Source organism: Burkholderia sp. BCC0398 (assembly GCF_902833245.1).
Classification (GTDB): Bacteria; Pseudomonadota; Gammaproteobacteria; order Burkholderiales; family Burkholderiaceae; genus Burkholderia; species Burkholderia sola.
In genome coordinates, this window is sequence record NZ_CADFEM010000005.1 from 174,855 (window position 1) to 193,001 (window position 18,147).

At 71.1% G+C, this 18,147-nt stretch carries 18 protein-coding genes; all 18 read right to left on the bottom strand.

The window, feature by feature from the left end; genetic code table 11:
- Positions 1-142: 142 nt before the first annotated feature.
- Genes HWX76_RS12680 through HWX76_RS12765 form a run of 18 tightly spaced genes read right to left on the bottom strand, consistent with a single transcriptional unit; the run spans position 143 to position 18,137 of the window.
- Positions 143-394 carry a hypothetical protein gene (locus tag HWX76_RS12680; protein ID WP_176015874.1) on the bottom strand — a complete coding sequence of 84 codons (252 nt, stop codon included), beginning with the start codon at positions 392-394 and terminating at the stop codon, positions 143-145.
- A gap of 32 nt (positions 395-426) precedes the next feature.
- On the bottom strand, positions 427-1,845 hold the full coding sequence (locus HWX76_RS12685) for an FAD-binding oxidoreductase (RefSeq protein ID WP_089490108.1): 1,419 nt from the start codon (positions 1,843-1,845) through the stop codon (positions 427-429).
- 2 nt (positions 1,846-1,847) lie between these two features.
- Complete coding sequence (locus tag HWX76_RS12690; protein ID WP_124637455.1) at positions 1,848-2,390, bottom strand: permease; 543 nt, start codon at positions 2,388-2,390, stop codon at positions 1,848-1,850.
- A gap of 37 nt (positions 2,391-2,427) precedes the next feature.
- Complete coding sequence (locus HWX76_RS12695; protein WP_124555099.1) at positions 2,428-3,507, bottom strand: ABC transporter permease; 1,080 nt, start codon at positions 3,505-3,507, stop codon at positions 2,428-2,430.
- Positions 3,500-4,513, bottom strand: coding sequence for an ABC transporter ATP-binding protein (locus tag HWX76_RS12700; RefSeq protein WP_050013653.1), 1,014 nt, complete (start codon positions 4,511-4,513; stop codon positions 3,500-3,502). Before HWX76_RS12700 ends, HWX76_RS12695 begins: the two co-directional genes overlap by 8 nt.
- A gap of 11 nt (positions 4,514-4,524) precedes the next feature.
- Complete coding sequence (locus HWX76_RS12705; protein WP_124592602.1) at positions 4,525-5,598, bottom strand: TauD/TfdA family dioxygenase; 1,074 nt, start codon at positions 5,596-5,598, stop codon at positions 4,525-4,527.
- 3 nt (positions 5,599-5,601) lie between these two features.
- On the bottom strand, positions 5,602-6,264 hold the full coding sequence (locus HWX76_RS12710; RefSeq protein WP_069619832.1) for a class I SAM-dependent methyltransferase: 663 nt from the start codon (positions 6,262-6,264) through the stop codon (positions 5,602-5,604).
- A gap of 28 nt (positions 6,265-6,292) precedes the next feature.
- Positions 6,293-7,540 (bottom strand): citrate/2-methylcitrate synthase, encoded by a 1,248-nt coding sequence (locus HWX76_RS12715; RefSeq protein ID WP_176015875.1) that lies wholly within the window; start codon positions 7,538-7,540, stop codon positions 6,293-6,295.
- 1 nt (position 7,541) lies between these two features.
- A complete protein-coding gene (locus tag HWX76_RS12720; protein WP_176015876.1) occupies positions 7,542-9,392 on the bottom strand; it encodes an acyl-CoA dehydrogenase in 1,851 nt (616 codons plus the stop codon).
- Positions 9,392-10,486 (bottom strand): hypothetical protein, encoded by a 1,095-nt coding sequence (locus tag HWX76_RS12725; RefSeq protein ID WP_050013580.1) that lies wholly within the window; start codon positions 10,484-10,486, stop codon positions 9,392-9,394. Before HWX76_RS12725 ends, HWX76_RS12720 begins: the two co-directional genes overlap by 1 nt.
- On the bottom strand, positions 10,483-12,072 hold the full coding sequence (locus HWX76_RS12730) for an acyl-CoA ligase (AMP-forming), exosortase A system-associated (protein ID WP_050013579.1): 1,590 nt from the start codon (positions 12,070-12,072) through the stop codon (positions 10,483-10,485). The genes HWX76_RS12725 and HWX76_RS12730 overlap by 4 nt, the downstream gene beginning before the upstream one ends.
- A 16-nt stretch (positions 12,073-12,088) precedes the next feature.
- Positions 12,089-13,264 (bottom strand): PLP-dependent decarboxylase, encoded by a 1,176-nt coding sequence (locus HWX76_RS12735; protein WP_176015877.1) that lies wholly within the window; start codon positions 13,262-13,264, stop codon positions 12,089-12,091.
- Positions 13,254-14,243: a 3-oxoacyl-ACP synthase gene (locus HWX76_RS12740; protein WP_124592607.1), complete on the bottom strand. Its 990-nt coding sequence runs from the start codon at positions 14,241-14,243 to the stop codon at positions 13,254-13,256. The genes HWX76_RS12735 and HWX76_RS12740 overlap by 11 nt, the downstream gene beginning before the upstream one ends.
- 1 nt (position 14,244) lies before the next feature.
- Complete coding sequence (locus HWX76_RS12745) at positions 14,245-15,228, bottom strand: ferritin-like domain-containing protein (protein ID WP_050013576.1); 984 nt, start codon at positions 15,226-15,228, stop codon at positions 14,245-14,247.
- On the bottom strand, positions 15,228-15,854 hold the full coding sequence (locus HWX76_RS12750; RefSeq protein ID WP_124630056.1) for a hypothetical protein: 627 nt from the start codon (positions 15,852-15,854) through the stop codon (positions 15,228-15,230). Before HWX76_RS12750 ends, HWX76_RS12745 begins: the two co-directional genes overlap by 1 nt.
- A gap of 1 nt (position 15,855) precedes the next feature.
- Positions 15,856-16,731, bottom strand: a complete 876-nt coding sequence (locus HWX76_RS12755) for a hypothetical protein (protein WP_124637461.1) — start codon at positions 16,729-16,731, stop codon at positions 15,856-15,858.
- 7 nt (positions 16,732-16,738) lie between these two features.
- Positions 16,739-16,993: an acyl carrier protein gene (locus tag HWX76_RS12760; RefSeq protein ID WP_006481176.1), complete on the bottom strand. Its 255-nt coding sequence runs from the start codon at positions 16,991-16,993 to the stop codon at positions 16,739-16,741.
- 58 nt (positions 16,994-17,051) lie between these two features.
- A complete protein-coding gene (locus HWX76_RS12765) occupies positions 17,052-18,137 on the bottom strand; it encodes a hypothetical protein (protein ID WP_176015878.1) in 1,086 nt (361 codons plus the stop codon).
- Positions 18,138-18,147 lie beyond the last annotated feature (10 nt).

The following is an 18,147-nucleotide window of genomic DNA, read 5'->3' on the forward strand; positions in this document are numbered from 1 at the left end:
GCATGCCGCGCGAAGCGTTGCGGTCACCGGAGTCGGCACCGGTAGCCGCCGTCCCACTTGTATCGACATCGACATCGACATCGACTACGACGACCGCGCGCGGCCGTTCGTCACGGCCGCACGGAGCGACGCGAACGCTCACCTAACCCTGCGGTGCATCCCGCTCGGCGTCGCCATCCGATGCGTGATCGCCCGACCGATCGTTGCGCCAGTGCGCAAGCTCGCGCCACAGCGCCGGCCGCGCATGGTCGCGCGGCGGCAATTCAATGACATACGCGACGCCGCGCACGTTGACCATCGCACCGGAGTCGGGCAGCGTGGAAATGCCCGCGGACGACGGATCGTCGTCCGGCTCGACGGCGACGGCGGGGCTGGGCGGGCGGGGCGACATCATACGAATTCTCCGTGGGGTGTCGAAGCGGTGCATCAGTAACGGACCCGCCCGACCAGGCCGAGCGGATCGATCGCGTGCTGGACGGCGCCGGCGAGTTGCCGTTGCGCGGCCGGCACGTGCTTGCGGTAGTACGCGATATTGACCGGCCCGACGCCATGCTCCGCGCTGAAGCAGCCGCCTGCCTGCACGACGCGGTCGTACAGCGCGCCGCGCAGCGCCACTTGCTGCAGCGGCCCGTAGCGTTGCGCCGCGGTAGGCGGAATCGACACGACGAGATGGCAGCCGCCGTCGCCGAAATGGCCGAACGCATGACAGCGCAGCGCCGGATGCGCGGCGGCGAGCCACTGCTCGGCATCGGCGACGAATCCGGCCAGCGCGCCGCGCGGAAACGACACGTCGAACGACAGCGGCAGGCCGTCCAGCGCGACCGCGGCCGGCAGCGCGTCGCGAATCCGCCAGAACCGTTCGGCCGGCGCGCACGCCGCGTCGAGTACGACGCGTTCGTTCGCGAGCGCATCGAGCGTCGCGACCGTGCGTTCCTCGAGCAGCGCATCGAGCCCCGGCATGCCGGTCGCGATTTCGACGAGCGCGTAGCATCCGGCTTCACCGGGCTCGAACGGCACGCGCAATGCCGGAAACGCCGCGGCGACGCAGCCGACCGTCGCCGCCGACATGAACTCGAACGCGGACACCATCTCGCCGAATGCGCGTTCGAACGCGAGCAGGCCGGCGAGCGCCGCATCGTACGACGCGAACGCGACGAACGCCGCGCACGACGACCGTTCGAGCGGCGCGAGCGCGAACGACACGGCCGTCACGAGCCCGTTCGCACCGTTCGCGCCGATGAAGCATTGCGCGACGTCGAAGCCCGCGTTGCGCTTGCGCAGCGGCGCGAGCGCGTCGATCACGGTGCCGGCTTCGTCCGCCAGCACGACTTCGACGCCGAGCACGTGACGGCGCACATCGCCGTACTTGACCAGGCGGCTGCCGCCCGCGTTCGCGCCGACGAGGCCGCCGGCCGCCGGATCGCTGCCGAGATCGATCGGCACGCAGAGGCCGGCTTCGCCCGCCACGCGATTGAGGTCGGACAGCCGCACGCCGGCGTCGACCGTGATGCTGCGATTGGCCGGATCGAACGCGCGAACGGCGCGCATCCGCTCGAACGACACCACGCATTGCGTGCCGCTGCGATCGGGCACGGCGGCGCCGACGAGCCCGCTGCGTGCGCCCTGGGCGACGAGCGCGATCCGGTGCGCGACGGCGACGCGGGCGAGCGCGCGCACGTCGGCGGTCGATGCCGGCCGCGCGACGCCGAGCGGCACGCCGCCGTGCTGCATGACGTCGGCCGCATACGGCTCGCAGGCCGTGCCTTCGAGCCAGCCGTCGCCGAGCGCCGCGGCGAGCGCGTGCCGTTGCGCGGCGTGTGCCGCGTGTGCGGGCAACGCGTTCATCGTCAGCGTGCTCGCGCGAGCTGCTTGCGCAGCCGGCCGCGCACGACGACGAGCGCGATCAGCGGCACGACGCCGCCCCACAGCGGGCTGTGGCGCATCGCAATCGACACCGCGAGCGCGACGACGGTAACCGCAAGCAGCACGAGCGACAGCGAACGCGTGCGCGCATGGTCGACGAACGTGCCGTCGACGAAGCCGCCGTCCGACCAAGCGGTATGCACGATGCCGACCACCAGCACGCAGACGAGCATCGCGGCCGGCCCGAGTTCCTCGCCCCACAGACGGCTACCTGTCGGCGACACGAGCGCGAGCACCGCGCCGATCACGAGGAACAGGTCGACGCCGATCGCGATGCTGTTGCGCTCCGCGCGGCGCATCAGCCACGCGCCGTGCACGAGCGCGAGCACGCCGCCGATCAGGAACGCGTGGGTCCAGCGCAGGTCCGTCTGTTCGGGGCCGAGCCGGCCGTAGAACAGGAACACGATCGCCGGCAGGAAGTTGCTCGCGTGCAGCAGGTAGTCGGTTATGGGATGGTTCGATTTCATCGGTGTCTCTCCTTCGTCGAAACAGCGTGGCGACGCGTCACGCGTCGTGCCAGCGGAACAGCCGCGCGGCGGCGAACAGGAACAGCGCGGTGCACGCGGCCATGCCGAGCAGTTGCGGCGCGAGCTGCGCGTACGGCGCGCCGTCGACCAGCGCGCCGCGCAGCGCGACCGCGAACTGGTTGGTCGGCAGGAACGCGAGCCCGGCCTTCAGCCACGCGGGTGCGTCGTGCATCGGGATCGTCAGGTCGCTGAAGAACAGCAGCGGGTAATACGTGACGTTGCACGCGAGTTCGGCCGCCGCGAGCGAGCGGGTGCGGCTCGCCAGCAGCACGCCGATGCTCAGCACCATCGCCGCGCCGAGCAGCACGATCGGCAACGCGCGCAGCCCGTCCGGCGTCGCGATCGGCAGCGCGATGCCGAACGCGACGCGCGCGACCGTCAGCAGCACGAGCGCCGACAGCGCCATCATCGCCATCCGCGCGACGATCAGCGCGGCGAGGAACACGCCGCGCGACACCGGGAAGCACACGTAGAGCTTGAACGTATTGCGCTCGCGCAGCGCGGCGATCGCGGTGGTCGTCGAATTGAGGCCGATCGCCATGAACGCCATCACCAGGATGCCGGTCGCGAAGAATGCGCCATAGTCGAACGGGCGGCGCGTGGGGGCGGCGTTCTCGAAGCGCGCCTGCGCGGCCGGCAGCCCGAGCTGCTGCGCGGCGCAGCGCGCGAGCGCGATCTCGACGACGCGCGACGCGGCCTTTACCGCGAGCGAGCCGTTGAAGTCGTAGCGGATCGTCGCCGGCGTGCGTTCGTCCGCGCCGAGCACGACGGTCACGCGATCGGCCGGCGCGCCGCGCCCACCGAAGGTCGCCTTCACCGTGTCGCTGTGCGACAGGCTGGCGACGATCTGCGCCTGGCACGCCTGGTTGTACGGCGTCGCGCCGCCGGGCAGGTCGAACGCGAGGTCGGCCGTGCCGAGCGAGCCCGAGCCGCCGAACGCGAACAGCATCACGCTCAGCAGGAACACCGGGAACACGAGCGTCCAGAACAGCGACGAGCGACTGCGCAGATAGCCGAGCAGCTCGTTGCGCACGAGGATCAGGAACACCTTAGTCATGGGTCGGGCCCTCGGTGCACAGGCGCAGCAGGTCGCCAGGCGTGCTCGGCGCGAGCGCGAGATGCTGGATGCCCTGTTCGCCGACGATCCGGTGCACGTTCGGATGCAGCGTCGCATCGCCGAACGCCTCGACCACATGCGCGGCCGATACGCGCACGCCGGTCACGCCGGGCAGCGCCGCGAGCCGCTTGCGCAGCGCGCGCGCGTCGGCTTCGTCGCGGCAATGCAGGACCGCGCGCGCATCGCCGACGAGCCTGGCGCGCAGCGTGTCCTGGTCGCCCTGGTAGCGCACGCCGCCGTCGCGCACCCACACGAGATCGTCGACCACGCTCAGCTCTTCGTCGGAATGGCAGATCATCGCGACGCTCGTGCCGCTCGCGCGATGGCGCAGGAGGTCGATCACGACGCCCGCATAGCGGCGGTCGAGCCCCGTGAACGGCTCGTCGAGCACGGCCAGCTCCGGCCGGTGCGCGAGCGCGACGTACAGGTCCACGCGCTGGCGCTGCCCCTTCGACAGCGCGCGGCACGGCTTGTCGAGCAGTTCGGCGATGCCGAGCGCGTCGGTGATCGCCGCATCGGTGTGCGCGTACATCGCGCGGTGCAGCGCGACGATCTCCGACACACGCAGATGGTCCGGATACTCGACCTTCTGCAATTGCGCGCCGAGCCGCCGCAGCGACCGCGAATCGCGCATGAAGCGTTCGGCCGGCACGTCGAGCACGCGCACGTCGCTGCCGCCGCGCCGGAAGCCGAGCAGCGTCTCGAGCAGCGTGGTCTTGCCCGAGCCGTTCGGCCCCACGATCGCGGTGATCGCGCCGAGCCGGAACCGCACGTGGCGCGCGGACAAGCGAAAGTCGCCGGCCGCGACGTCGATCGCGCGTGCGCCGAGCGCCGCGCCCGGCGCATGCGCGTCGGGCAGCGGCGGCGTGCCCGCGCGCTGCGGCCGGTCGAACGCGGCCGGCGGGCCGAACATCGCGCGCACGGACGCAAGAAACGAAACGCTCATCGTCGGCATCCTCAGTCGAACAGCATGACCTGCGTGTCGCGCGCGCCCCGGTACGGGTTGCGGCCGTGCGCGACCAGCATGTTGTCGACGACGAGCACGTCGCCGGCCTGCCACGGGAACGCGCATTCCTCGTCGTCGAGCGCGTCGTAGATCGCCACCAGATCGTCGAACGGCATCGGCGCGCCGTCGCCGTAGCGGATCTCGTACGGGAACGCAGCGCGCGCGCCGTAGATGCGCTGCAGGTAGCGATAGCTGAGCTCGCCCATCGAACGCGGGTTCGGGTGCTGCGCGCTCGCCTGGTTGAACCACACCGTCTCGCCGGTGCGCGGATGCGTGCGCAGCGCGCTGCCGACGTGCGACACGGTCACGCTGCCGTCGTCGAGCCAGCGGCAGCCGACGCCGCGTTCCGCACACAGCCGTTCGACCTCGTCGCGCGCCGTCGTGCCGAACGCGTCGTCCCACGGCCGGTGGTACGCGGCGAACGGCAGGTTCGGGTTCGCGGCGAGGCCGTCCGCGCGGTCGCCCGGCGCCGCGAAATTGCGCAGGTACATCACGCCGCGCTCGGCGAACCGCGCGCGCAGCGCGGCCGGCACGCGCGCGGTCACGCGCCGCATGTCGCAGATCGGCGTTTCGCCGCCCGCGTCGGCCGGTTGCCGGCAGTAGAACGCGACGAGGCGCGGGAACGCGGGCATGTAGGCCATCTCCTGATGCAGCCCGATCCTGAACGGCGGCGGCATGCGGGTCGATTCATAGACCTGGCCGTCGATCTGCCGGCGCGGGGCGGCGCCGGCCGTATAGCCGTTCGCGTGCGCCGGATACAGCGCGCCGAGGCGGCCGAACGCGGCGGTGTCGGGCACCGCGAAGCCGCGCCACAGCAGCGCGCCGCATGCATCGAGCAGCGTGTCGATCGTGTCGAGCCGCGAGCGGTACCACGCGACGAACATCTCCGGCGACGTCGCGAGTTCGGCGCTGCGCGGCGTCACGCACAGCGGCAGCGTCGCGCCGGGCGCGACCGGCGCGCACTGCACGTCGTCGGCGCCGAGCCGCACGGCCGCATGCGCGGCGAGGAAGGCGAGATCGGTCATCGCTCAGGCCAGCGCCGGTTTCTTCAGCAGGATTTCGAAGCCCAGCGCGCCGAGCCCCATGCTCGGGCTGTAGATCGACGCAACGGCAGTCAGGCCGGCTTCGGCCACCAGCGCATGCGCTTCGTCGAGCGTGATCTTTTCCTCGACGTGGGTCGGCGGATAGTCGGCGGCCGCGCGCATCTCGGTGAAGCGGTCGAGCAGGTGCTGCGGCGCGTCGCGGCGCATGTCGTGCACGAGCGCGATGCCGCCCGGCTCCAGCACGCGATACATCTCGGTCAGGCTGAGCGCCTTGTCGGGCAGGTGGTGCAGCGTTGCGCGGCCGACCGCCATCGTCAGCGTGCCGTCGTCGAACGGCAGCGCGAGCGCGTCGCCGACGCGCATCTCGATCGTGTCGTCGAGCCCCAGTTCGCGGATGCGCGGGCGGCCTTCGTCGAGCATCGCCGGATCGAGGTCGATGCCGACGTAGCGCCAGCCGCGCATCGCCGGATCGGTCGCGAGCCGCACCGGCACGACGCCGGTGGCCGTGCCGATATCGGCGATCGTGCCGGCCGTCATCCCGCGCGCGAGCTGGCGGATGCGACTGATGAACAGCAGGTCCCACGGTTCGAGCGTTTCGGTGGCGAAGCGATCGTAGTCGTTCGCCGGGCGCAGGTTCTTGAGCAGCATGACGTTCCTTGTGCGAAAGGGTGAGGGTTCACAGCCAGCCGACCGGCACGGCGGCCAGCAGCCGTCGCGCGGTCGCGCTGTTGACGCCGAACGCCGGGCGGCGGCGCCGTTCCACGGCATGCGCGGCCATCGCCGCGATGCGTGCGCCGAGCCCGACGCCGACGCCCCATGACGGCGCGGCGACGCCGAGTTCGAGCAGCGTCGCGGCGGTCAGGAAATCGATGTTCGGCCGCAGCGCGCGGCGCGCGTCGGCCTGCGCGCAGCACGCGTCGAACAGCGTCATGTATCGGCCGTCGAAGCGTGCTTCCGTCAACCGGCCACGTATGTGCGGCGGACGCGGATCGGCGACGAACAGCGGATGGCCGAAGCCGTATAGCGTACGTTTCGCGTCGACCGCCGCGTCGATCGCCGCGCGCCCGGCCGTATCGAGCGTCGCGGCCCGCGCACCGGCGCCGCCCGGCACCGACTGCGCGAGCGCGGCGAGCCACTGCATCGCTTCGAGCGCCGCGCCGACGTGCGACGGCCCGCTCGCGAGAAAGCCGGATGCGACGGCCTGGGTCAGCGTGACGCCGGTGCCGATCGCGACGCGCGGCGCGAGCACGGTCGGCGTGATGTAGCCGAAGCCCGCGTGCCACGCGACGAGCAGCATGTCCATCGCCGCTTGCGCCGGTGCGTCGCGGCGCGTCGCGCCGGTCAGCACGAGCATGCGTTGCGCTTGTGTCTGCGCTGCGTCGAGCGCCGTGCTGCCAGCGCCCGCGCCTGCCGCGAACGGCCGGCCCTCGATCGCCGCATGCAGTAGAAACGGTGCGGCGGCCGCGCATCGCAGCATCGTGTCGAGATCGGCATCGTCCGGCGCCGCGCCATGTACGCGTGCGGTCACGTCGTCGAGGCCGCGCAGCAGGCCGGACGCGGCCGCGAATACCGGCGCAACGCCGGCCGCGCCGAGCTCGGCCGCGACCGACTGCGCGACCGAGCCGGGCGCCAGTGCGTCGGCGAACGCGGCGAGCCGCGCGCCGATCGTCGCCTCGTGCGCGCGATGGTCGGTGCTGCCGGGCGCGACGTCGAACCACAGATGCGCGAGCGCGCCTTCGAACGTCGTCGCGCCGATCAGCGCGTTCAGGTCGAGATCGCGCACGCGCAGCGCTTCGGGGTCGAGCGTCGCGCCGTCGATGTCGGTGCCGCGATGGCGCGTCGCCGGGCGGCCGAGCAGGTTGCGCGGCGCATCGTCGATCGCGGCGATGGTGGCGGAGGTGCCGGAATCGAGCGTCGTGTCCATGTCATTCCACCGCGGCGAGTTCGTCGCTGCTGACGCTGATCGCCGCGTGCGCCATCGCGGCGATCACGGCCGCGTGCTGGTCGACGACGGGCAGCACGTTCGCGAAGTAGTAGCGCGCGCTTTTCAGCTTGCCGCGATAGAACGCGAGTTCGGCCGGCGCGTCGGCCGTTTCCGGCGCATCGAGCCGGCGCGCGGCGATCGTCGCCGATTCGAGCAGCACCCATGCCGACGTGACCACGCCGAACATCTCCAGAAAGCGCGTGTAGAACTGGCTGCTGCGATGCGTATGGCCGTCCTGCACGTCGCGCGCGATGTCGTCGAGCGCGGCGGCGATGCGGTCGGCGCCCGCGCGCAGCGCATCGAACAGCGGCCGCAATTCCACATGCGTGCCGGGTTGATGCTGCTGCGCGAGGAACGCGTCGAGTTCGTCGCGGTAGTACTGGATCAGCCGCGAATGGCGACCGAAGCCGAGCTTGTCGCGCACGAGATCCTGCGCCTGGATGTAGTTCGTGCCTTCCCAGATCGACAGGATCTTCACGTCGCGCGCGTTCTGCTCGACCGGGCTCGCATCGGTATAGCCGAGCCCGCCGTGCACCTGGATCGCCGTTTCGCAGATCCGCCACGCCTGATCGGAGATGAACGCCTTGCAGATCGGCGTCAGCAGCAGTTGCAGCTTGCGATGACGCTCGATCTCGGCCGGGTCGGCGTCCGGCGTCGCCTCGAGCATCGCCGCGCGCGTCGCGGTCGCCGCGAGCTTGCCGAGCAGGCCGCGGCAGCCGTCGACGCGGCTTTTCATGTCGACCAGCATGCGCTGCACGTCCGCGTGCTCGACGATCGCGACGCGTGCCGCGTTCGTGTTCGACGCGCGCTCGATCGGCCGGCCCTGCAGCCGGCGGCCCGCATACTCGACCGCGTGCAGGTACGCGCTCGACGCGACGCCGACGCCGAACATCCCGGTGCTCATCCGCGCCTGGTTCATCAGCGGCATCAGCTGCAGCAGGCCGACGTTGCGGCGGCCGCCGAGCAGCCAGCCTTTCGTCGTGCCGTTCGAGCCGAACACGAGATGGGTGTTCGCGCAGCCCTTCAGCCCCATCTTGCGCGGCAGGCCGATGCAGTCGACGTGGTTCGGCTGCAGCTCGCCGGTCGTTTCGTCGGGCCAGAAGCGCGGCACGACGAGGCACGACAGCGAGAACGAATCCGGCGATGCGGTGTCGACGCGCCCGAGCACGAAGTACAGCGTGTTTTCCGTCAGCTCGTGCATGCCGGCCGAGATATAGACCTTCTCGCCGTCGATCGCGTAGATGTCGCGTTCGAGCGGCGTCGCGCGCAGCGCGACCGCGGTCAGGTCGGTGCCGGCCTGCGGTTCGGTCGCGCAGAAGCACGCATCCCAGCGGTATGCTTCGAGCGGCGCGATCAGCGCCTTCTGGTGCGGCGTGCCGTGCATCTGCAGCAGCTTGACCGCGGGGCGCGTGAAGCCGCCGTACGTCATGAACGACGGATTCGCGCCCATGAACATCTCGTAGATCATCTGCGTGACGATCGGCGGCAGCCCGTGCGCGGTGCCGAACAGCGTGTTCGACCACTCGTCGCGAAAGCGCGCCCACAACGCGTGGAAATGCGAAGGAATCCGTACCTGGCCGTCGTCGAGCAGCGTGCAGCCCTCGACGTCCGCCTGCTGGTAGCTGCGGCCGAGGTCGAGCGCGAAATCGCGTGCGCGTTCGAGGAGCGCATCGATCGACGCGCGATCGTGCGTGCCGTACAGGCCGTGTTCCGACAGGAACCGCTTGTCGGCCTCGAACAGTTCCCACAGAAAGAAGCGCAGCTCGCGCAGGCTGACCTTGTAGGCGCTCATCATGCGTCTCCTTCGATATCGAGTGCGGCGTCGAGCCCGCCGGCCAGGTCGACGACGGCTGCTGCCGCCGCGCCATGCAGCGCTGCATCCCATACGAGCACCGTGCGGCGTTCGCCTTCGTCGAGCGCGCCCGCGAGCCGGATCAGCGCGGCGGCCGATTCGGCCGACGACAGATGGCCCGACCCGTCGTGCTGGATGCGCGCGGGGACCGGAATCGACGCGGCGTCGGCCACGCGCGCCGCGAAGCCGGGATCGAAGCCGGGCGGCACGCACCAGTCGATCTGGTTCGCACGCAGGTTGGCCTGGTCGAGCGCGCGGCGGATCGCGCGCGCGGCGACCGGCGCGAGCGTGTCGCGCAGCGTGGCCGGCGCATCGGCCCACGGATCGGCGATCGACGGCCCGAATTCGAGCGCGACGGACCGCACGCCGCCCCACGCGGCCGGCTCGGGCGACGGGCCTGCGCGCGACACGAGCAGCGCGGCGGCCGCGTCGCCGTAGCCGACCAGGTCGCCGAACTGGCGGAAGAACGGGTAGAGCCACTTGTCGCTGAGGATCACGAGCGCCTGGTCGCCTTCGTCGCGCAGCAGCCCGTCGAGCAGCATCAGCGCCGAATACCAGCCGAGCGTGCCGTTCTGGCCGAGCGCGAACGGCGTCACGCGCTGCAGCCCGAGTTCGTACTGCATGCGGCCGACGACCGAGTCGCCGATGCCTTCGTTGAGCGCGCAACTGGCGACGATCACATGCGTCGTGCGGGCCAGCGCGCCGGAGCCGAGCTGGTCGCGCAGGTCGAGCGCGGCATCGGCGGCGAGATCGGCGAGGCTGCGCCCGGGCGGCGCGACGCGCAGCGCGGGCCGGCCGCCCGGCGCGAGACGCGTGCCTTCGTCGGGCGTCAGCGCGCCCAGGCCGCGCGGCCGCGCAAAGCGCGCCTGCGGCAGCAGCAGGTGCCGGTAGCCGGGATGGCGCTCCTGCGCCTGGATCGCACTGAACACGACGGCGGGCGGCAGCACCACGACGCCGCCGGACAGCGCGAGCATGCCGGGCGCGGCGACGCGCGGCGCGCCGACACAGGTTTCATCGAGCGTCGACAGGGTCATGCGGCGGTCTCCTCGAGGTTCGGGCGCGCGAACGCGTCGCGATACTGCGCTTTCAGCGCCGGTCGGTCGATCTTGCCGTTCGGGTTGCGCGGCAACGCGGGCAGCGGCTCGACGACGAGCGGGTTCATGTAGGTGGGCAACGCGTCGCGGCATGCGCGGGCGATGTCGGCGCGGCACGCGTCGGCGTCGAGCGTCGACACGACGCACGCGGCGATCGCCTCGCCGAGCGCCGGGTGCGGGACGCCGAATACGGCAGCCTCGCGGATGTGCGGCAGCGCGAACAGCACGTCCTCGACCTCGGTCGGGCTCACGCGATAGCCGGACGTCTTGATCATGTCGTCGCCGCGCGCGACGAAGTACAGGTAGCCGTCCGCGTCGCGCCGCACGATGTCGCCGGACCACACGGCGACGTCCGGGCGCGGGATTTCGCCGTGGCGGCGCGGCAGCGGCCGAAAGCGCTGCGCGGTCAGCTCCGGCCGGTTCCAGTAGCCGAGCGTGACGAACGCGCCGCGATGCACGAGTTCGCCGGGCTCGTCGGCCGCGCATTCGCTGCCGTCCGCGCGCAGCACGAGGATCTCCGCGTTCGGCACGGCCTTGCCGATCGACGTCGGGCGCAGCGCCGCGTCCGCGGGCGGCAGGTAGGTCGAGCGGAACGCTTCGGTCAGCCCGTACATCAGGTACGGCGACGCCTGCGTGAACAGCGCTTGCAGGCGATGCAGCAGCGGCGTCGCGAGATGGCCGCCGGTGTTCGCGAAGCGGCGGACCCGCGTGCGTGTGCTGTCGCTCCAGCCGGCCGACGTCAGCTGCATCCACAGCGGCGGCACGCCGGTGATCGACGTGACGCCGAACGCTTCGCAATGGCGCGGCACTTCGGCCGGCTGCAGGAAGTCGAGCGGCGTGTAGCACGCGCCGGACGCGAGCGCGGTCGTCAGCTGGCTCAGGCCCGCGTCGAAGCTGAGCGGCAGCACGCCGAGCACGACGTCGTCTTCGGCGAGCTGCTGGTACGCGGCGACGCTGAACGCGCCCGATACCAGGTTGCGATGCGACACGACGACGCCTTTTGGCTTGCCGGTCGAGCCCGACGTGTAGAGCAGCGCGGCCGGATCGTCGTCGACCGGGCGGCCGAAGGGGGGCGCTGCCGATGCCGACGCCGGCGCGTCGGTGTCGGCCGCTTCGATCGCATCGGCCAATTCCTCGATCAGCAGCGTGCGTTCGCCGACGAGCGCGGCGAGTGTTGGCAGGCGCTTGAGCCGCTGCGCGCCGGTCACGAACAGCGCGGCGCCGCTGTCGGCGACGATGTGTTCGATCTGCGCTTCCTTCAACTGCGGATTGACCGGCACGAAGATCGCGCCGAGTGCGTTGGCCGCGAGCATCGCGACCACGGTTTCGATGCGCTTCGGCGCGTAGATCGCGACGCGTTCGCCGGGTCGCACGCCGCGCGAGGCGAGCGCGGCGGCGGCGCGCCGGACCGCGCGCGCGAGCTGGTCGTAAGTCAGGGTGCCGCCGCCGTCGGCATACGCCGGACGATGCGGCCAGCGCTCGGCGCCGTGTTCGAGCAGGTCGGCGATGCTGATCAATGCGTTCATGATCGGCTCCTCGGGTTCAGGCCGGCCGCACGTACACGTGCGCGGCTTCGTGGGACAGGAAATGCGCCATCGAGTACGTGCGGTGATACGCGCCGCAGCGTTCGAACACCGCGATGTCGCCGACCTGGGGCGGCGCGCCCGTGTCGTCGCGGCCGATCAAGTCCGCGCGGCTGCAGGTGCTGCCGACGTAGAGCGTCGGCACGCCACGGGGCGGCGGCGCGGGCGTGCGGCGCACGAGCGACGGCGCGGCCAGGCGGCGCATCATCGTTTCGGTCTGCGCGAGCAGGAACGCATGCGACAGCCCGCCGTCGCAGACCGCGATCGTGCGGTCCTGCCACGTCTTGACCGCGACGACGCGCGTCGCGAACACGCCCGCATCCGCGAAGATCGCGCGACCCGATTCGTGGGCGAGCGAATACTGGCCGGCGAGCGGCGCGAGCGCGGCGGCATAGCGTTCGAACGCGGCATCGCCCGGATGATCGTCGGCGAAACCGCCGCCGAGGCTCAGCGACGCGAGCGGCGCACCGTTGGCCGGTGCGAGATCGCGCGCCAGCGCCGCGAGCCGTTCGGGCAACACGAGCGTGTCCGGCTGCGTCGGGTCCTGGCGGATGAACGAATGCGGGCCGGAGAACACATGCAGCCCGGCGACGGGCAGGCCGGCGGCCGCGAGCGTGCGCACCGCGTCGTGCGCCTCGTTCGGCGTCATCCCGAAGTGGTCGTGCCATAGCGCCCGCGCGTGTTCACCTGCCAGCGCGCCGGCGTTCACGCGCAGCAGCACGGCGCCCGGCGTGCTGCCGCCGGCCGCCGCTTCGCGGGCGAGCGGCACGAAGCGCGCGACCGCGTCCGGGTTGTCGAGCACGAAATGGCAGCGCGACGCGAGCCCCGCGCGCATGAACATCTCGTCCATCGACGGATTGTTCAGGTAGCGCGGCGTCTTGATCCGGCCGATCACCGCGTCGAGTTCGCCGCGGCTCGCGAGTTCGACGCCGTCCTCGTACGCATGCGCGCAGCGCGCGAGCATGTCCTGGTTCGGATTCGCCTTCAGCGACACGATCAGCCGCGTGCCGAGCCGCGCCTTCAGCGACCGATAGCGGGCGATCGCGATCTCGGGCTCGTACACGTAGCACGGCGTGCGCAGATCGGCGATCCACGCCGGATCGGCGGCGGCGGGAAGCGGGCGCTCAGGCGTCATGGCGGCTCACCGGATGGAGCGTGGCGGCCGCATACGCACCGCAGTTCGACTGCATCACGCCGAGCACGCGCCGGCCGTGCGCGACCGCATCGAGCCCGACGTCGGCCAGGTTGATCGGGAAATCCGAACAGCACGCGTGGCCGCGCGCATGGATGTTGTCCGCATAGAGCCGCTCGGCCGGCACGCGCATCGCGCGGCACAGCGCGCTCCAGCCGGGCAGGTCGGCGTTGTGCGGCAGCACGAGGTCGTATGCGTCGAGCGCATGCGGCTCGAGCGCGACGGCCGCGTCGATCGCACGGCGCGTGTACGGCCACTCCATCATGATCAGGTCGGCCTCGTTCGCGGCGACCGTGTCAGACCCGCGATGCCATTTCGCATGCGTTTCGATCGCAATGCCGCCGAGCCGGTTCTTCGTGCTGTTGCGCGCGATCAGCATCGCGGCCGCGCCGTCGCACTGCACGCCCGTCATCTGCCGCATCCGGTAATCCTCGCCGTACACGCGGTCGGACGACACGACGAGCGCCGCGTCGATCTGCGGATGGCGGCGCATCAGCGCGCGCACGGTTTCGATGCCGGCCGCGACCGATACGCAATTCAGTTGCGCGACGGAGCCGAGCCACAGCGGCTCGATGCCGAAGCGCGCGGCCACTTCGTGCGGCAGGCTGCGCGGCGCGGGCGGCACGCTGAACTGCTGCGTGTGCACATGCACGATCGCGCCGACGTCGGACGGAGGCACGCGCGCGGTATCGAGCAGCCGGCCGACCGCCGCGATCGCGAGATCGGTCTCGCTCGTGTCGAGCGCCATGTGGAAATAGCGGCTGCCCGACTGCGCGATCGCGGCCGCCCGCTGGGCCGGATAGTCGCGTTCGGCGGCCCAGGCTTCGATATCGACGGGCGGGCCCGGCAGCTCGTAGGCCACCGCGTCGATGCCGATCCAGAAGCCGGCGTCGCGGGATGCGTGGGGGGAGGGCATCGTCATGTCAGTTGAGCGGCATCGCCGCGTAGTCGAGGACGTCGAGCTTTTCGAAGGTCGCCTGCACGGTCGGCGTGAGCAGGCCCATCTCGCGGATCGTCGGCACCAGGCGCCGGAAGATCGAGCGGCGGATCGAGCTCGATACCGGCGACTCGCGCACCATCGCGCTGCATTCGCGCTTGGACAGTCCCATCGGCTCCCAGATGTCGTCCGCGCATAGATGCTCGTACAGCACGGCCGCGCCTTCGCAGATGAATTCCTCGCGCTCGCGCAGCTCGTGCGAACTCATCTCCGCGTACACGCGGCACAGCGTGATCCGGCCGACCGCGAAGTGACGCGCTTCGTCGCGCTGGATCCGCAGGAACAGGTCCTTGATGAACGGGTCGGTGCTGTACGCGACGACGCTCTGGAAGATCGACAGCGCGATGCCCTCGACCAGCACCTGCATCCCGAGGTTCGTCATGTCGAGCGCGCTGCTCGTGATCGTGTCGTGCAGCAGCCCCTTCAGCGAGCGGCTCATCGGGTAGCTGACGTCGAGCTTCTCGTTGACGAGCTTCGCGTACGCCTCGACGTGGCGCGCTTCGTCCATCATCTGCGCGGCCGCGCACAGCCGCGCGCTCAGGCCGTTCTCGGCCGACGCGAGCTTCGACGCGCAGATCAGCGCAGCCTGCTCGCCGTGCAGGATCTGCGACAGCAGCCAGCCCTGCGCGTGGTGGCGTACCTCGCGCTTGTCGGCGTCGGCCAGCTTGCCCCACAGTTCGGTGCCATAGATCAGCAGCGTCGGGTCGGGCATGCCGAGCGGGTTCGCCGGGTCGAGGTCGTGGCGCCAGTCGACGTCGGTCGCGACGTCCCACTGCGCGGCCTTAGCCTTCTCGTACAGCCGGTTCAGCGCCTCTTCGCGCAGCGCGTAGTCGTTCGACATCAGCGCATCGACGGGCATCGACCAGCGGATATCGGCCGTGTCCTGCATCACGGTAAGCGTGTCGTTCATCAGGGTCTCCCCGGCCGCGCGGCGGCGCCGGAATGATGGGCGGAATCGGTGAATGGGGCGGCGCGCGACGCGCCGGGGTGCGGTTCGAGCCGGATCGCGAACGCCGGCCACGCGCCGCGCAGTTGCGCGTCGAACGCATCGGCGAGCCGCGCGGGCCAGATCGCGCAGCACACGCGGTTGTCGCCGGCGAATTCCGCATCGCGCAGGATGCGGTCGCCGATCCAGACGACCGGCGCGCCGCGCGCGGCATCGCGCAAGGCTTCGTCGTACAGGTGCACGCCGAGCAGCACGTGCGGCGCGAGCAGTTCGGCCGGCAGCGCGCCGAAATACGGCGCGCACACTTCGATGAACAGGCGCGCGTCCGGGTGCACCGCGTCGCGAATCCGCGCGGTGATTTCCGCGAGGAATGCGAAATACTGCACGTGGTCGAGCAGCACGCGGCGTTCGCCGTCGGCCGCGTCCGACGTATTGCCAGCGTCGTACGCATCGCCGGCCGCTTCCGCGAGCGCGGCGCGTGCGTAATCGGCCGGCGTGTCGAGCGGCATCCGGTATGCGCTGGCCGCGACCGCGACCGGCTGGCGCGCATCGCGCTCGATCCGGTAGGTGAAGTGAACGGGTCGCACCATCTCACGCCTCGCCGTCGAGAGAGAACGTCGCGTCCGGCGCGAACGCGACGTCCGCGATCGCGTAATAGCCGTTCAGCGCGAGGGAGCAGACGGCCGCGCGGCGCGGCGTGTCGCCGTCGCGCCGCGCGAGCAGCACCGACAGCCACGGGTCGCTGCCGAACGCATGGCCGAACACGCCGTGGCCGTCCGGCAGCAGCGGCGTCTTGCCGACCGACGCGAGCAGCGCGCGCCGCGACGTCGCCGGAAAGAACGGCAACGCCGCGTGCAGGCCCGGGCGCGCCGCGCAGAACGTGCGGATGTCGCGGCCGAGCCGCACGACCGCGCTGGACGGCGGCGCGGCGTCGGCGATCACCGACTGCGCCGGTTCGCGGCCGACGTCGACGAGCAGCGTGCAGACGCCGAAGCCCGAGCGCCCCCATGCGGGATTGCCGTGCCAGTACGTATAGCCGTGCACGTCGATGTCGACGATCTGCAGCAGCAGCGTGCGCGGCCCGGTCTCGGCCGCGGTCGCGAGCGTGCGGCGCAGCACGTAGCCCCAGCCCGCGCATTCGTACGAGCAGGTCATCCAGTCGGGCGTGTAGTCGTTCGCGCCGGCCAGCGCCTGCGCGAACACGCGATGCTGCGGCGAATCGTTCATCAGCAGCATCGACAGGATCGTCGAGCTGACCACGTAGTCGTCCGCGCCGACCGCGCCGCACAGCCGCTCGCGCTCGGCGCACGCGAGCGTGCCGATCGCGTGCGCCGTGTCGTCGAGCGGCACCGCCGCGCCGTCGCGCGACGGCGCGACGCGCCGGTACGCGAGCGCCTGCACGGTCAGCGCGGTCGCCGGGGCCGGCTCGATGGCGGCGGTCGCCACGGGGGCAAGGGGCGCGAGCATCGCCGTATCAGGCCGCGTGCTGCTGGCTGCGCAGTTGCGCGTCGAGCTGCTGCAGCGTCGTGTACTGCGTGATGTTCAGCGCTTCCGGATCGATCGAACCGTAAAGCTGTTCGCAGAACACGATCAGCTCGACGATGTTCAGCGAATCGATGCCGAGTTCGCCGATGCCGGCGTCCGTGTCGACGGTTTCGACGTTGAGGATCTTCGCGACTTCGCGGGACAGGATGTCGAGCGCGTCGGCCGGAACGTTCTGGGTCGTCATGAGGGGAGCTCCTGGAGTTGAGTTGAATGGATCGGGATCGATCGGCCTGTCGCGTGGATCAACTGCCGGCTTCGCAGCGCAGGCTCTTGCGAAGCTCGTGATAACAACGGTACGAACTGCCTTCCATCTTCGAAAACGCCAGCAGGTCGCGCTGGTCGTCGAACAGTGGCACCTTGCCGTCGCGCACGAGCGCGCTCAGGAACTCGTTCGACAGCAGCTTGATCGCGAGCACGCGCTGCACCTTGCCGAAGCTGTAGTGCGCGTCGTCGGTCTGGGTGCGCGCAGCGTCCGCGATGAAGCGGTGCACGGCGCGCGCGTCGGCATCGAGTTCGACGCGGCCGGTCCGTTCGAGCCAGCCGACGTGCGCCATCAGCGCGCGGACGAAGTACGGTCGCACCACGGTCAGGTATTTGTTGAAGACGGTCGGCCCGCCGATCCGCAGCCGATCCTCGGCGGCGACGCGAACCTGGCCGCCGACGTTTGCGAGCTGCAGGTTGCCCGCGAGGAACGGCGCGCCGCAGGTCGTGCGTTTCAGTTTTCGATACTCTTCGGGCCACACGAGATAGGCGGCCGGGAACATCACGCCCGGCAGGCGCGCGGCGACGACGGCCATGCAGTCGCGATGCGCCTCGATGCCCCATACCTTGTCAACGGTCAGCGCGAGCCCGTTGTCGTCGGTACGTACGACGGTGCGCCAGGCGGCCAGCGTCGGGCCGCCACCGTCGCTCATCAGGAACGCGAAGTTGTGGCCGGCGTCGATGCACGCGCATGCACGGCGGTTCTGGTCGTCGGAGAAGAACAGCCCGAACATGATGCGGATGAATGCGCGCATGAACGGCTTGAACAGGTGATGAAACCCTTCGCGGTCGATCTGCTCGAGCAGCGCTTCGGTGAGCGGCGCCTCGTCGTGCCGCAGCGGTGTCGACGCGGACGCGTCGGGCAGCACGTCCGGCGTGGCGGCGCGCAGCGCGATCACCATCTCGCTGTCGAGCAGCCGCACGGCGGCGGCTTCGACGAGCCGGGCCGCCGCGCGCGGCGGCGTGCCGATCGCGTCGAGGTGGCGCAGCACCGGATACGCAGCCTGGTCGGCCACGCGCAGCAGCAGCGGCGGTGCGATCGGGGCGGGGGCGGAAAGCGTGGACATGGCAGGGTTC